Origin of the sequence: Gallaecimonas xiamenensis 3-C-1, assembly GCF_000299915.1 — a bacterium.
Taxonomy (GTDB): Bacteria; Pseudomonadota; Gammaproteobacteria; order Enterobacterales; family Gallaecimonadaceae; genus Gallaecimonas; species Gallaecimonas xiamenensis.
This window is the reverse complement of record NZ_AMRI01000036.1, coordinates 1-14,708: the sequence shown is the minus strand read 5'-3', so window position 1 is coordinate 14,708 and position 14,708 is coordinate 1. Positions and strand designations below refer to the sequence as shown.

Here is a 14,708-nt window from a genome sequence, read left to right as displayed (position 1 = left end):
GCGCACAAATTCGTCGGTGAACATCAAATGAGGCTACCTTGCCAGGAAGGACGGTGTTAACTTTGCGTTAACCTTGTGCAAACAATCTCGAACATAACGAGGGTGCAAGGTCAGGGAATGACAGAGGAAAACAAAATGAGAGACAAGACAAGTATCGCAAAGTTCGTCCAAATGGCGTTGCTGCTAGGCGCTGGCTCAGTAGCTAGCATGCCACTTTTGGCTGCTGAAGATGAGGTAGCCCAAGAAGACAAGAAAGTTGAGCGTATTGAAGTTACAGGTTCGCGTATTGCGCGGACTGATATAGAGGGTGCTTCTCCGGTAGTCGTGATCTCTGCATCGGAGATCGCTGAGCGAGGCTTCACTTCCACCTTTTCAGTTCTAGAATCCCTCACTCAGGCTACGGGTTCGCAGCAAGGTGAACAATATACTAACTCCTTTACCCCTGCGGCCCAGGATATCAACCTGCGGGGCCTTGGCCCTGGGCGCACTTTGGTATTGCTGAATGGTCGCCGTGTAGCAGACTACCCTTTGCCTTATAACTCCCAGAGCAACTTCTTCAACTGGTCAACAATACCGTTGGCGGCTGTAGAGCGTATTGAGATCCAAACTGATGGTGCATCGGCGATATACGGTTCTGACGCTATTGCTGGTGTTGTGAACGTCATCACCAAGAAGCAAGTTGATGATACGACCATTACCGGCACCTATGGCTACACCACAGAAGGGGCCGGTTATTCCAGAAAACTGCAGTTGGTCACTGGTTTTGATTTGGGTAAATCTAACTGGGTGGTTACTGCCGAGTGGAATGAGCAGGACCCTATCTATGGTAAGGATAGGGACTGGATGGATTCTTACGAGGATAATCCAGACCCCAATACCCGTTACCCTGCTCGTGCGATTTTGACCTACGACCTCTTCACCGGTAATTACGTCGCTCCCGATGATGAGCAGTGCTTTAATTCCGGAACCGGTTACGAGCTATCCTATCGACCAGGTAAAGGCCGTTATTGTGGTTATGACAGCAACGGTGAAGAAACCCTTCGTAGTTATCGAGAGAACAAGTCGGTATTTGTCTCTGGGCAATATGAAATAAATGACAGCATGTCGGCTTTCACCGACATCCTTTATTGGAAATCCAAGGTTTCACAACGGAACTTCCGTCTCTGGTGGGGTGATAACATCACTTACCTGGATGAAAATGATGAAGTGGTGGCCCAAGGTCTACAGCGTATTTTTTCTCCTGCGGAAACAGGCCCCCAAGAGGCTAACTTTGACGAAGACACACTGAATATCAGTGTGGGTCTGCGAGGTGTAATTGCAGACTACGATTGGGAAGTGGCCTATACCGACAGCACTTACAACACTGACAGTGGTCAAACACGCTTCAAAGAAGAAGCCATCAACGCTTACTACATGGACACGGTCAATCTGGGGCCTTACGGTTATCCTGGTCCAGGTGCCCATTCCATCTACGACTTTGTCTCTCCTGAAGACATGCGTGATCTCACCGGGCGTCAAAGCCAGAAAGGCGACTCCTATATGAGGCAGTTGTCGGCCAACTTGTCAGGTGATCTGCTAGAACTTCCGGCTGGTACCATGCAATTTGCTGTTTCAGCCGAGTACTCCAAGCAGGGATACGACATTGACCTGGATGAGCGCACCCTTAATAGTGAGGGACAGGGCTGGTGGGGCTTGACAGGTACCGAGGGTGGTGGTGACCGCAAACGGTATGCAGTTGGTCTTGAATTAGCAATACCGGTTTTCGAGGGTTTTGAACTTAACCCTGCTGTCCGTTATGACAAGTATGAGGATGATTCTTCTGTGGGCGGTCGTGCTACTAGCCAGCTGAAGTTCACCTATCGACCCATTCAACAGCTGATGGTACGTGGTGGTTGGTCTCAGACCTTCCGTGCCCCTGACATGCACTATCTGTTTGCGGCGCCGTCTGGATTCTACACTTCTGTTGAAGATACCTACCGTTGCGAATCAGATGCCAACTACGACTGTGATGGTGGTGAAAACCCCTTCGGGCAACGTGCAGGTAATATCAAACTCAAGGAAGAGACGGGTGATACATACTCTTTCGGGGTGGTATTTGAGCCTATCGAAAACTTGAGCTTCACCATTGATTACTTCCGAATTGAGTTGGAAGACGTCGTCAATGACGAAGATGCACAAACGCTGATGAACGATGAAGCAGATTGCCGTCTGGGTGACCGTGACATCAACTCTGCCTTCTGCCAGAACGTCTTGAGCAAGGTTGTCCGTGGTAACGCCTTGGATCCTGACGAACTGGAAGAGATTAAAGTTGGACCCATCAACCAGTCTGAGTTCCGGTTGGACGGCATTGATGTCAGTGGCCAGTACACCCTGATGACTGATATGGGGGACTTCAAATTCAAGCTTGGTTATTCCAATACCTTGAAGTACGAGGAGCGTATCTTCCCGACTGATCCAATGGAATCTATACGTTCAGCAAGCTATGACCCTCGTACCATAGTCAATGGTTCAATCGGTTGGAATAATGACGACTACGCGGTAACCCTATTCGTTCGTCGTTTGGGATCCATCCTGAACTATGACGAAGATGGTCGTATCGGTTCATGGACTACAGCCAACCTGACGGCTTCTATGAGGGTAAATGACAATGTTGGCCTAGGTTTGAATGTGAATAACCTGACTAACGAGCGTCCCCCTCAAGATGATACTTGGCCAAGCTGGCCTTATTTCTACCGAGGGCAATATAACGCTATCGGTCGTGAGGTTTTCGTCAACGCCACTGTTAGGTTCTAAGCGTCACACCAGCTAAAAGGCCACCGGAAGGTGGCCTTTTTTATAGCCAATCGAAGTCCACTTATCAAAGGCACCATTATTGAAGTAGAACAGCGCTCAATATTGCAGCTGCTGACAGCGCTGCACATCAGGTTGATCCTTAATATCTGGCGAAGTTGACTCTTTATGATGCAGTTTTCTTTTTTGGATATAGCTCCAAGCCCTGATAGGAGACCTCAAAGTCTGTTGTGATATGGATTAAGTTAAAGCTAGGGTGAGAATTAATATGAGCATGGTAGTTTAGTAATGTTCTTTAATTGAAATGGGATGTGCCATTGCAGAATGAAATTTATTCGAAAGGCTTGTCGTAAAGCATGATTTATTTTATTTGTTTATTTTAAAACCTGATGAAGACTACTGTTGACTAGAGCATCACACCCATATTTATATTAAATCCATGAATTGGGAGTGTGGGTGAAGTGATTTTATTAATCCGATGGAGAGTAAAGATTAATTGTTCGCAGCTGGTTTCAAGGCGTTTAGCTATCTCTATCCATTATCTGAGATGTTGCTCTCCAGCTGTTTCTTGTGAGTTGTACTGACTAACAAAATAGAATTATAAAAAAGCCGCTCAGGAGAGCGGCTTTTACCAATGTTTTCCTTAGAAACGGACTGTGGTACTGACGAATACTTCACGACCAACAGCATTGTAGTAGCTGCGATCAAAGTAAGGCCAGGCGGTCCAGTTTTTGTCTTCCGGCGGACGCTCGTCGAAGAGGTTATTGACGGTGATCCCCAGACCGACGTTATCAGTCAGCTCCATGCCCGCTGTCAAGTTGAACCTTGTCCAGCCGCTCAGTCGACCGTCTTCATCATAGTTCAGAGTAGAACCGGTACGGTCTGCATAGAGAGTTGCCTGGTACTTGTCGGTACTCCAGGTGACGGAACCGTTGACCTTGGAACGGGGGTCGTAACCGGAGCTACGAATAGAGGTCATGGGATCGTCAGGGAAGACCTGCTCTTCCAGCTTGGTAACGATGGTGTAACCGAGCTGGACGCTCAGATCGCCGTAGTCGGTGGTCCACTTGTACGAGGCGGAAGCGTCAAACCCAGACTGATTCTGCTTGGCTTGGTTGATGGGATAGGTACCCACCTCAACGATGTCCCCTGCGCTGCCACCACTACCGCCACGAATGACTTTGCTGAAGACAAATTGGCAGTAGGAGGAGTTGGGGTCACGTGACCCATCACGGCACTCCGCTTCATCATTGACCAGGCGTTGTGCTGAGATGTCGTAAACAACGTCTTCAAGCTCAATTTTATAGTAGTCGATGGTAAAGCTGAGGTTCTCGATGGGCTCGGCCACCAGACCCAGGCTGAAGTTTTGTCCCTTCTCTTCTTTCAGATCCAAGTTGCCTGAACGGTTACCTTGGATTTGGACAGTGTTTTCACAGGCAGCACTGCCTTCACCGTCTTGGTCACATTGGTAGGTGTCCACAACGTTGGTGTAAAAACCGCTGTCTTTGGCAAACAGATAGTGCATGTCAGGGGCACGGAAGGTTTGAGACCAACCACCACGGAACATCAGTTCGTCGATAGGGCGATAGGTGAACTTAATCTGGCTGGTAAAACGACCACCGACAGAAGAGCCATCGTCATATTTGTCATAACGAATAGCGGGGGATAGGTCAAAGCCTTCAAACACAGGCACCAAGAACTCTATGCCAGCAGCATAGCGGTCACGGTCGCCACCACCCTCAGTGCCTGTCAGGCCTGACCAACCAAAGCCATCTTTATTGAGGGTCCGCTCATCCAGGTCGATGCTGTAGTCCTGGCTGGAGTATTCCGCAGTAGCAGAAAACTGCACCATACCGGCCGGCAGCTCGAACAGGTCACCGCCAATGATACCGGTCAGCTGTTTCATAGACGAATCAGCATCTTGCTTTTGGGTGCCGGTTAGGCCTGCCAAAGTTTCTTGTGACAGCGGTGAAAAGATAGAGTTACGCACGCCGGAGCCGATGGCGCTGCCGATACCGTAATCCCTGTCGGTCAGGAAGTAGAGGTCGATCGCTTCTTCTTTAAAGCGACGGGTACGGCTTTTCAGATCATAACGGCTGTCGGTGTAGGAAACTTCCCAATCGTATTGACCTGCCAACACACCTTTCAAACCCAGGGTGACGTTGGTGGTAGTTTCATCACTGGTGTCAATGTTGGCGCCCAGTTCGCTACTGCTGAAGATACGTTGGTAACGACGTAACCCGCGAGTGTCATCGAAGGAGTAGCCACCCCAGAACAGCTTGGCGCCAGAATTCTCTACGGACGTATCGAAGTAGAGGATGTCTGTGAAGAGGCTGATGTTGTCAGTCAGATCCATTTCACCGTGGGCGTACAGGGAGAGGTTCTCACGATAGGCACGTAAGGATTCGTCACCCGTCAGATCGCCGCCACAATAGTCTGCGCGGCTGGGGCTGTAGGCCGCAACATAACCCGACTCGGAGTTGATACAGGCGTCAGGGCTGGGCAGTTCGCCTTTACCGAAGTTGGCGCCACCATTCCAGTCCATGTCGATGATCGCTAGGGATGGGTATCGGCTGCTGGGGTTCGGGTTATCCATATAGGAGTTGAGCCAGTCACGATCCTTACCGTAGATCGGCTTGTTCTCTTTATACTCGGCAGATACAACCCAGTTTGAAGAGCCCAATTCAAAGCCCGTTGTGGCTTGGAACTGTTTGGAGTCGCCACCACCATTGGTGGTGGTGCCGAATTGGGCACTGATAGTGGTTTCATCCACCTGATCTTTGGTGATGACGTTAACTACGCCAGCTATGGCGTCTGAGCCGTAAATGGCAGATGCACCATCGGTGAGAATTTCGACGCGCTTAACGGCGGCCAGTGGGATAGTTGACCAGTTAAAGAAGTTGCTTTGGCCGTTGAACGGCAGAGGGTAGTCAGCAACACGGCGTCCGTTCAACAGGACCAGAGTACGACCACCACCGAGCCCGCGGAGGTTAACGTCTTGGGCGGCAGGCGTGAAAGAGTTGGTGAACTGCTCACCTTGCTTGGAGCCTGTTGCTTGGGTCAGTGAATCCAAAACTTGAAATGTTGATGTGAAACCACGGCGAGAGATCTCGCTGGCATCGATCACAACAACCGGTGAAGCACCTTCGATGTCGGTCCGCTTGATACGGGACCCGGTGACTTCAATACGCTCAACTTTCTTGTCATCCTGTACAGAAGCTTCGTCATCAGCTGCGTATGCCATGTTTGACATGGCAGCACCTGCGCTCATCAACAGCGTCATTTGGACGAATTTTGCAATATTTTTCTTTTCTATCATTATGTTTTCCTCAGTCATTCCCTGAACTCACGCAACCGAATGTAAAATTGGTTTCGAGAGGTTATGTGGACGTTACCATTTGTGAAATTTTTTCCAAATGGTGTTTTCATCCTTTCACCTAAAGATCCTTGCGCTTCGTCCGATAACGGGAAGATTGAGGGGGATAGGCCATGAAATATCTGATTTCACTTATGTTCTTGGCGTTGCCTGTGATGGCGGCGGAAGAAGTGCAACCGGTACAGGTGTACGACCAGGACGAGTTGCTGGAGCTTATCGCCATCAACAAGCACCTAAGACGGGTGCTGGACGACGATTGCCAACTGGTGCAGGACATTGAGGCGCGTGCCGAGGTGGCCAAGGTGCCGGCCTATGAATTTACCTGGGGGGATATGCTGGCGCACGGTATCTGCGTGCCCACTAATGTGACCCTGGGGATCACCTATATCGAAAGGGCGGCCAACCAGGGCCTGCCGGAGGCCATGGAGCAACTTGGCCGCTACTATGCCACCGGCAAGTGGGTACAGACCGACATGCACAGGGCCATGACATTACTGCGCATGGCAACCCGCTCACACAATCTCAAGGCCACCTTGCGCTTTGCCGATCTGGCCAGCAAGGGCTACGGCATCCCCGAAGACAAGGAACTGGCGTTGACCGAACTGAAAAACGCCATCATTCCCGACAAGGGCAAATGGCAGCAGGCCCACCAGATGGTGGCGCGCCTGGAAAAGCAGCTGCCACCTTCCGTGGTTGCCCGCATTTCTCAGCGATAAAAACGCCCCATCCAGGTCAGGGCCGCCTTGATGGCCTGGGCTGGGGGGCGCCCCGGCAACGGCGACAGGTCACCGCTCAAGAGTTCGGTCTGCCCGGTAGGGTAGGCCACCACCATCTCGTTATTCCCTTTAAGCGCGTAGTTATAGTAGCTGCCCACCAACAGCCAGGGTCTGTCGCCTTGCCGTGACAGGGGCTGGCCCAGGCTGTAGTCCGTCAATGGCGCTTCTACATCGAAGAGATCCTGGGCCAGGGTCGGCACCAGGTCGAAGTGGCTGGTGCGGTAGCTCACCTCTCCCCCTTCCTTACCCGGCCAGTGGATCACCAGGGGCACCTTGACCTGGGCATCGGAATAATTGGAGCCGTGGCCCCAGTAGTTCTTGTGGTGATCGTTGAACTCTTCCCCGTGATCGGCGCTGATCACCACTATGGTGTTGTCCAGCAGCCCCTTGGCCTTGAGCTGCTCCAGCACTTTGCCCACCAGGCTGTCCACATAGCGCACTGCCGTGCGGTAGCGGTTGCGATATGGGGTTGGGTCGAAATCGTTGTTGAGCTTTATATGGTCTACCCGCTGCCAGTAAGGCTCTACCTTGGACTCAAAGTCGGGCGGAAAATCGTAGGCGTGCACGGCGTCAAAGAACAGGAAACCGAAAAAAGGCTGCTTTGGATCGCGCTGTTCGAGGAACTGGCCGAACTGCTCGACGCTGTTGCTGTCGCGGCGCCAGCGTTTTTCTTCCCCGGCCTGGGAATGGAGCGGGCTTATCCCGGAGAACACCGTCTTGTCAAAGGCGGGGCTGCGCAGGGTGGCCGACCCATAGATACCGAAGGCGTAATCGTTCTCCTTGAACCAGTCCATCAGCACCGGGCCTTGCTGGCTGCCGGCAAAGGCGCCCCAATAGGTTGCGGGTAGGCTGTAAAAAAGGGAGAAGATCCCGGCCTGGGTGGAGTTACCGCCGCTGTAATGGTTGAGGTAGCGCTTGGTGTCCGGGCTTTTGGCGAAGGTGCTGATATTGGGTGCCACCTGGGGATTAAGTTCATCTGCCCGCCAGGCGTCAACCAACAGATAAAGCACGTTAAGCTTTTGCTTGGGGTGGGCACTCAGTGGCGACAGGGGATAGCGCAGCGCCCCCTTTTGATGAAAATCCAGGGCCTGGGTCTCGGTGTGGGCCTTTGCCCAACCATGTTTGACCATAAAACGCTTGGCGGTCAGGGGCTGGTAGGCGGGTAGATTGCGGGTCAGCACCGTTATCCGGCTGTCGGCCCTGGCATCGGCCACGGCATGCCAAAGCTGGCTGGACAGGAAACACAGGGCCACCAGGGTCCAGGCCGGCCAACTGGGCCAGCGGGCACGGCTAAAATGCCAGAGACCAACGCAGATAAAGAGGCAACCCAGCATGGCGGCAATACCGGCCAGCCAGGTTAGCCAGGAAAAGCTGATGACTTCACCTGGCTCACTGAAAAAGAGATCGAAGACAAAAGGGCTGAGGTGGAAGCGATACTGTTCGAATACCTCAAGATCCACCCAGGCCAGGGCGCCGGCGCAGGCGCCCATCACCACTACCAGGGTTGCCCCCAAGCGCCTTGGCAAAAGGGCAAAAAGGCTTGAGGCCAGGGCTAAAAGTCCCAGCAAAAGGCCGTACCACCCCACCAGGGTCAGTACCAAGTAAAGTGCCGACAAGGGGGTCATCGGCGGCATAAAGGCGGAAAAACGCCAAAGCAGGGCTGCCAACGGCAGCAGGGCCAGCAACCAGAACCGGCTGACCCGAGACATAAACGGCATGTCTGAAAAACCAATGGGGAAAAACGGGGCATATTGTGCCCAACACCGGCTTCTATCCCCAAGGAATAAAGAGAAACACTATGTTACTAGTGGCGCCCGCGTATAATGGACGCAAACTCAGCAAGTGAGACCGCCATGCGCGACCCCATCAAGGACCCCTTTGCCGACCGAGAGGCAGAGCGTTACGACAACCCCATTCCCAGCCGCGAAGCCATCATGGAAGAGATGCGCCAGCTCGGCAAACCCCAAAGCCTCAGGGCCCTCATCCAGCATTTGGCCCTGGACGACGAAGACCAGCAAGAAGGTCTGCGCCGCCGCCTGCGCGCCATGGAGCGTGACGGCCAGCTGGTCTTTACCCGCCAAAAGGCCTATGCCCTGACCGAGCGTATGGACCTTATCAAGGGCCGGGTGCAAGGGCACCCGGACGGCTTTGGCTTCGTCAAGGTGGAAGGGGGCGAGGACCTGTACCTGTCCAACACCGAAATGTACAAGGCCTTCAGCGGCGATCTGGTACTGGCCCAGCCCATCAAGACCGACCGCCGTGGCCGTGTGGAAGGGCGTATAGTCCGGGTACTGGAAGCCCGCTCTTCACAGCTGGTTGGCCGTTATTTCCGTGACGACGGCATTGGCTATGTGGTGCCGGACGACAGGCGCATTGCCCAGGACATCCTGATCCCTGACGACGCCCGTGGCGGCGCCCGTGCCGGCCAGGTGGTGGTGCTGGAACTGACCCAGCGCCCCAGCACCCGCTTCAGCCCGGTGGGCAAAGTGGTGGAGATCCTCGGCGAGCACATGGCCCCCGGCATGGAGATCGAGATTGCCCTTCGCAACCACGACCTGCCCCATAGCTGGTCCGAGGAAGTCAAACAGGAAATCGCTGGCCTCACCGAAGAGGTCCGCGAAGAAGACAAGGCCGGCCGGGTAGACCTGCGCAGCCTGCCGCTGGTGACCATAGACGGTGAAGACGCCCGCGACTTTGACGACGCCGTATACTGCGAAGCCAAAAAATCCGGGGGCTGGCGCCTGTGGGTGGCCATTGCCGACGTCTCCCACTACGTGCGCCTGGGTACCGCCCTGGACAAGGAAGCCTACAACAGGGGTAACTCTGTGTACTTCCCGTCCCAGGTCATTCCCATGCTGCCGGAAGTGCTGTCCAACGGCCTGTGCTCCCTCAACCCAGAAGTAGACCGCCTCTGTATGGTCTGCGAGATGACGGTGTCCGATAAGGGCAACCTGTCCGGGGCCAAGTTCTACCCGGCGGTAATGCACTCCAAGGCCCGTCTCACCTACAACAAGGTGCAGGCCATGCTGGACGGCGACGAACAGCTGCGCAGCCAGTATGCGGCCGTGTTGCCCCACGTGGAGGAATTGCACAACCTGTTCGGGGCCCTGAAAGAGGCCCGCAGAGAGCGTGGCGCCATCGAGTTTGAAACCCAGGAAACCAAGTTCCTGTTCAACGCCGAGCGCAAGATTGAAAAGGTAGTGCCCCTGCACCGGGTGACGGCGCACATGATCATCGAAGAGTGCATGATCCTCGCCAACGTTGCCTCCGCCAAGTTCGTGCAAAAGCACAAGGTGCCTTGCCTGTACCGGGTGCATGACCTGCCGGACGAAGAGAAGATCTCCAATTTCCACCAGTTCCTGGGAGAATTGGGCCTGAGCATGGGGGGCGGCCTGGAACCCGAACCCAAGGACTTCACCAAGCTGCTGGAAAAACTTGGTGACAGGCCCGATGCCGAACTGATCCAGACCATGCTGCTGCGCTCCATGAAGCAGGCGATCTACGAGTCCGACTGCCGTGGCCACTTTGGCCTGGCCTTGCAGGCTTACTCCCACTTCACCTCGCCCATTCGCCGCTACCCCGACCTTATCCTGCACCGGGCCATCAAGGCGGTGCTGGCCAAGCAGGGCCAGGCCGAGGTCGGCGCCGAAGGCGGCTTTGTCTACAGCGAAGACAAGATGGACGCCATGGGCGAGCACTGCTCCATGACCGAGCGCCGCGCCGACGACGCCACCCGTGAAGTGTCCGACTGGCTCAAGTGCGAATACATGCAGGACCATGTGGGGGACGTCTTCACCGGGGTTATCTCCTCTGCCACCAGTTTCGGCCTCTTTATACGTTTGGACGATCTGTTGATCGAAGGCCTGCTGCATGTCACTAGCCTGGAAAATGACTACTACCACTTCGACGCGACCCAGCAAGCCCTGGTGGGTGAGCGCGCCGGCAAACGCTACCGCCTGGGCGATCGCATCGAGGTACGGGTCGCTGCTGTGAACCTGGATTCGCGCAAAATCGACCTGGTGCTGGGCACTGAAAGCCGCAGCCGCAAGCCCTCGGTCCGCGACGGCCTCAAGAGTGGCAAGCTGGTGAAAAAGGGCGACAAGAAAGATGTTGCCAAGGTCCTGGCCGACAACTTTGCCGATAAGAAAGGCAGGAAGAAGAAATCCCATCCGCCCAAGGGCGGTAAGCCCCGTAAGAAGAAGTAAGAGGCAACATGAGTCAGGATTGGATCTTCGGTATCCATGCCATCGACGGGGCCATCCGTCGCCAACCGGAAAGCCTGGTCAAACTCTGGGTTGCCCGGGAACGCCAGGACCAGCGCCTGGCCGAGGTGATTGCCGACGCCCAAGCCATGGGACTGGCCATCGAATGGGTCTCTAAAAAGACCCTGGATGACAAGTCCAAAGGGGCAGTGCACCAAGGGGTAATGGCACAGATCAAGGCGGCCAAGGCCCTGAATGAAAACAAGCTGGACGAGATCTTGGAAAAGGCCCAGCAGCCTTTGCTGCTGGTGCTGGATGGCGTCACCGATCCCCACAACCTGGGGGCCTGCCTGCGCACCGCCGATGCTGCCGGCGCCACCGCCGTTATCGTGCCCAAGAACAACTCGGCCAGCCTAAACGCCACAGTGCGTAAAGTGGCCTGTGGCGCCGCAGAAACCATGCCCCTGGTGGAAGTAACCAACCTGGCCAGGACCTTGAGGGCCCTCAAGGACAAGGGCATCTGGGTAGTGGGTACTGCTGGCGAGACCGACAAAGAGCTGTTCGGTGTCCAGCTCACCGGCCCCTTGGCCATCGTCATGGGCGCCGAGGGTAAGGGCCTTAGGCGCCTGACCCGTGAACACTGCGACGAACTGGTGGCCATTCCCATGGCCGGGCTGGTGTCCAGCCTGAACGTGTCAGTGGCAACCGGCGTCTGCCTGTTCGAGGTGGTGCGCCAGCGTCAGAAGGTATAAAGCAGGTTGAGGGTGGACTGGGTGTCGTAGTTGGACTTATCCGGGTCCACCACTTCGGTGTAGCGGTAGTAAAAGCCCAGCTTCAGGGCCAGGTCACCCCACAATTGGTTGGTAAAGGACGCATCCAGCATGCCGATGGTGTTCTCGTTACCGGCTTCCAACTCAATACCGGCGTTGAAGCGGGTTCGCTCGTGGATACGCCGTTCGTATTTCAGTACCGAGCGCACAATGGCTTCGCGATTGTCGCTGTCTTCGCTTTCATCCGGCACTTCCTGCAAACGGTAACCAGGCCCTATCTCGAATTTCAGGGACGTAAAGCGCTTGCTGATAAGGTTGGTACCTATACCCGAGGCGACGGTGGTTTCCGATTGGTAGGAACCAAAGCGGTCAAATAATTGGGAACCGCGCAGAAAGAGATAATAGTTGGGCCAGAACTTGCCGTCGGACTGCAGCTCAAGCTTGTAGCGTTCGGCGCTGGTGGTTTCACCGTCCCGGGAGAAGTTGGAAGTAAAGGTGGCCTCCTGGTGGGTACGGTCGGTATCCAGGGCCACTTTGAGCCGGCTGTTGTAGGTTTCCACTTCGGTGTTACCCCGGGTTGAGGACAGGCCCACTTCGGCTTCTGCCGCCCAGCGGTATTCCTGTTCGGACTTCCCATAATAGGGGGGCACCAGGGCCCAGACGGGCAGGGTGGCGACCAACAACAACAGGCACAGCAAACGCATTCGTCTTCCTCCTTATGAAGCGGCATTGTAGCCCGCGTCGGGCCTTAAAATCTGCCTTGTCTGTCGCATTCTCTTTCTGTACACTTTGCGCCCTTATATCAGTCGTTGTTTGTTTCTCCTTGCCTCCCCACCGGTCCACGACTGAGCCGGCTTGTGAGGCTACTAACCCGTAAGGAGCAATCATGCGTCATTACGAAATCGTGATCATGGTTCACCCTGATCAAAGCGAGCAGGTTCCGGGCATGATCGAGCGCTACACTGGTGCCGTTAAAAACGGTGGTGGTGAAGTAACTCGCCTGGAAGACTGGGGCCGCCGTCAACTGGCTTACCCGATCAACAAGCTGCACAAAGCCCACTATGTTCTGCTGAACGTAGAGACCACTCAAGAAGTGGTTGACGAGCTGGAAAGCACTTTCCGCTTCAACGACGCCATCCTGCGTCACGCCATCCTGCGTACCAAGCACGCTGTGACCGAAGCTTCTCCCATGGCCAAAGCCAAGGAAGAGCGTCGTGAGCGTCGCGACGATCGCGAAGAGAGCGTTGAAGCCGAAGAGGCCAGCGCCGAGTAAGGCAAGTGCAACGTAACCGGGTGCAGATAGACGGGCACCTTGCCAAAGCGCCTAGGCGCAGCAAGAGCCCGGCCGGGATCCCCCACTGCCAGTTCTGGTTGGAGCATGTCTCCACGCAGAACGAGGCCAATATGGCCAGGCAGGCCAGACTGCGCATAGCCGTAGTGGCCAGTGGGACAGAACTGGATCCGCTAACCCGGGAACTACAGATGGGTTCTGCCGTAACCGTGACCGGTTTTCTGGTCAGCCATATGGGCCGAGACGGCCTGGCAAAAACGGTACTGCATGCCCAGCACATCGAATTGTTGAATTAGGAGATAAGCCCCATGGCCCGTTTCTTCCGTCGTCGCAAGTTCTGCCGTTTCACTGCAGAAGGCGTCACTGAAATCGATTACAAAGACATCGCAACTCTGAAGAACTACATCACCGAGAGCGGCAAGATCGTCCCCAGCCGTATCACCGGTACCAGCGCCAAGTATCAGCGCCAGCTGGCCCGTGCTATCAAGCGCGCCCGCTACCTGGCTCTGCTGCCTTACACCGACCTGCACAAGTAAGGTCCGTCCTGGGAAAGAGTTGAGAGGAATCGTCAATGAACGTCATTCTGTTGGACAAGATCGCTAACCTGGGCAGCCTGGGTGATCACGTCAAAGTTAAAGCTGGTTACGCTCGTAACTTCCTGATCCCGCAGGGTAAAGCTGTTATGGCTACCCGCGACAACATCGCTCATTTCGAAGCTCGCCGCGCCGAACTGGAAGCCAAACTGGCTGAAGTTCTGGCCGCTGCCGAAGCCCGTGCCGAGCAGGTGAGAGGTCTGGAAAGCGTTGAAATCGCCACTAAAGCCGGTGACGAAGGCAAGCTGTTCGGTTCTATCGGTACTCGCGATATCGCCGACGCCATCAGCGCCAAAGGCGTTGCCGTTGCCAAGTCCGAAGTTAAACTGCCTGAAGGTGCCCTGCGCAACCTGGGCGAGTTCGACGTCGAACTGCAACTGCACAGCGACGTATTCGCCAGCATCAAAGTGGTTCTGGTTGCCGAAGCCTAAGCTAAGCAGTCTCTACCGCTCAAAAAAGCCGCCTCAGGGCGGCTTTTTTATTGGCTGTCAGCCGTCGCTGCGTTGCAGGGCGTGAAGCATTTTCTCGGCCAGTTCCTGCCCGGCCAGCCAGGCCCCTTCTACCCGCGCGCCGTGGCTCCAATCACCGCCGCAGCCCAGGCGCAACGGCAAGTCAAAGGCGGCCCCCGACTCCAGGCTGCCCCTGGCAAAGCGCCAGCGATGAGCCAGGCTCTCGTCCGGCTCCACATAGGGCAGGCGCAAGAGTTCGAAAAAATGCGCCGTCAACTCGGCGATGACTTCCTCCGGCTCTCGTTCAAGATTGCGGATGCTCCAGTCACTGGTGGCGTGCAGCACCCAGCGCTGGGGCTGGGCCAGGCGACCGGGTTTGTCCGAGTCCAGGGCCAGCCACTGGATGCTGTCGCTTTCCACGAAGGCGGCCTTGATGGGAGTGGCCAGAGGTTGTGAAAACC

At 55.2% G+C, this 14,708-nt stretch carries 12 protein-coding genes; 8 read left to right on the top strand and 4 right to left on the bottom strand.

The genetic code is table 11. The annotated features are described in order from the left end of the window. Positions 1-117 precede the first annotated feature (117 nt). Complete coding sequence (locus B3C1_RS17955) at positions 118-2,793, top strand: TonB-dependent receptor domain-containing protein (protein ID WP_035482734.1); 2,676 nt, start codon at positions 118-120, stop codon at positions 2,791-2,793. Between the two features lie 640 nt (positions 2,794-3,433). Here B3C1_RS17955 and B3C1_RS17950 read toward each other — a convergent pair. Next, complete coding sequence (locus tag B3C1_RS17950; protein WP_008486579.1) at positions 3,434-6,109, bottom strand: TonB-dependent receptor plug domain-containing protein; 2,676 nt, start codon at positions 6,107-6,109, stop codon at positions 3,434-3,436. Between the two features lie 170 nt (positions 6,110-6,279). Here B3C1_RS17950 and B3C1_RS17945 point away from each other — a divergent pair, with 170 nt between their 5' ends. After that, the gene (locus B3C1_RS17945; protein ID WP_008486577.1) at positions 6,280-6,882 is read left to right on the top strand and encodes a tetratricopeptide repeat protein; all 603 of its coding nucleotides are present in this window, start codon (positions 6,280-6,282) and stop codon (positions 6,880-6,882) included. Here the strand turns inward: B3C1_RS17945 and B3C1_RS17940 are convergent. After that, positions 6,873-8,660: a sulfatase-like hydrolase/transferase gene (locus B3C1_RS17940; protein ID WP_008486576.1), complete on the bottom strand. Its 1,788-nt coding sequence runs from the start codon at positions 8,658-8,660 to the stop codon at positions 6,873-6,875. The two genes, B3C1_RS17945 and B3C1_RS17940, sit on opposite strands and share 10 nt — an antisense overlap. A 135-nt stretch (positions 8,661-8,795) precedes the next feature. On the opposite strand from B3C1_RS17940, the gene rnr reads away from it, so the two are divergent. Beyond that, on the top strand, positions 8,796-11,147 hold the full coding sequence (gene rnr / locus B3C1_RS17935; protein WP_008486575.1) for a ribonuclease R: 2,352 nt from the start codon (positions 8,796-8,798) through the stop codon (positions 11,145-11,147). Between the two features lie 8 nt (positions 11,148-11,155). After that, positions 11,156-11,896 (top strand): 23S rRNA (guanosine(2251)-2'-O)-methyltransferase RlmB, encoded by a 741-nt coding sequence (gene rlmB / locus B3C1_RS17930; protein WP_008486574.1) that lies wholly within the window; start codon positions 11,156-11,158, stop codon positions 11,894-11,896. Here rlmB and B3C1_RS17925 read toward each other — a convergent pair. Next, positions 11,884-12,618, bottom strand: a complete 735-nt coding sequence (locus tag B3C1_RS17925) for a DUF481 domain-containing protein (RefSeq protein WP_008486573.1) — start codon at positions 12,616-12,618, stop codon at positions 11,884-11,886. The genes rlmB and B3C1_RS17925 overlap by 13 nt on opposite strands. 182 nt (positions 12,619-12,800) lie before the next feature. Here B3C1_RS17925 and rpsF point away from each other — a divergent pair, with 182 nt between their 5' ends. Genes rpsF through rplI form a run of 4 tightly spaced genes read left to right on the top strand, consistent with a single transcriptional unit; the run spans position 12,801 to position 14,229 of the window. Continuing rightward, a complete protein-coding gene (gene rpsF, locus B3C1_RS17920) occupies positions 12,801-13,187 on the top strand; it encodes a 30S ribosomal protein S6 (RefSeq protein ID WP_008486572.1) in 387 nt (128 codons plus the stop codon). Positions 13,188-13,192: 5 nt separating this feature from the next. Continuing rightward, complete coding sequence (gene priB / locus B3C1_RS17915; protein ID WP_035482732.1) at positions 13,193-13,501, top strand: primosomal replication protein N; 309 nt, start codon at positions 13,193-13,195, stop codon at positions 13,499-13,501. Between the two features lie 12 nt (positions 13,502-13,513). Further along, on the top strand, positions 13,514-13,741 hold the full coding sequence (gene rpsR, locus B3C1_RS17910; RefSeq protein WP_008486569.1) for a 30S ribosomal protein S18: 228 nt from the start codon (positions 13,514-13,516) through the stop codon (positions 13,739-13,741). A 35-nt stretch (positions 13,742-13,776) separates the two neighbouring features. Beyond that, positions 13,777-14,229, top strand: a complete 453-nt coding sequence (gene rplI / locus B3C1_RS17905) for a 50S ribosomal protein L9 (RefSeq protein ID WP_008486568.1) — start codon at positions 13,777-13,779, stop codon at positions 14,227-14,229. Positions 14,230-14,286: 57 nt separating this feature from the next. Here the strand turns inward: rplI and B3C1_RS20490 are convergent. Then, the coding region (locus B3C1_RS20490; protein WP_008486567.1) for an NAD(P)/FAD-dependent oxidoreductase at positions 14,287-14,708 on the bottom strand (422 nt) is incomplete at its 5' end.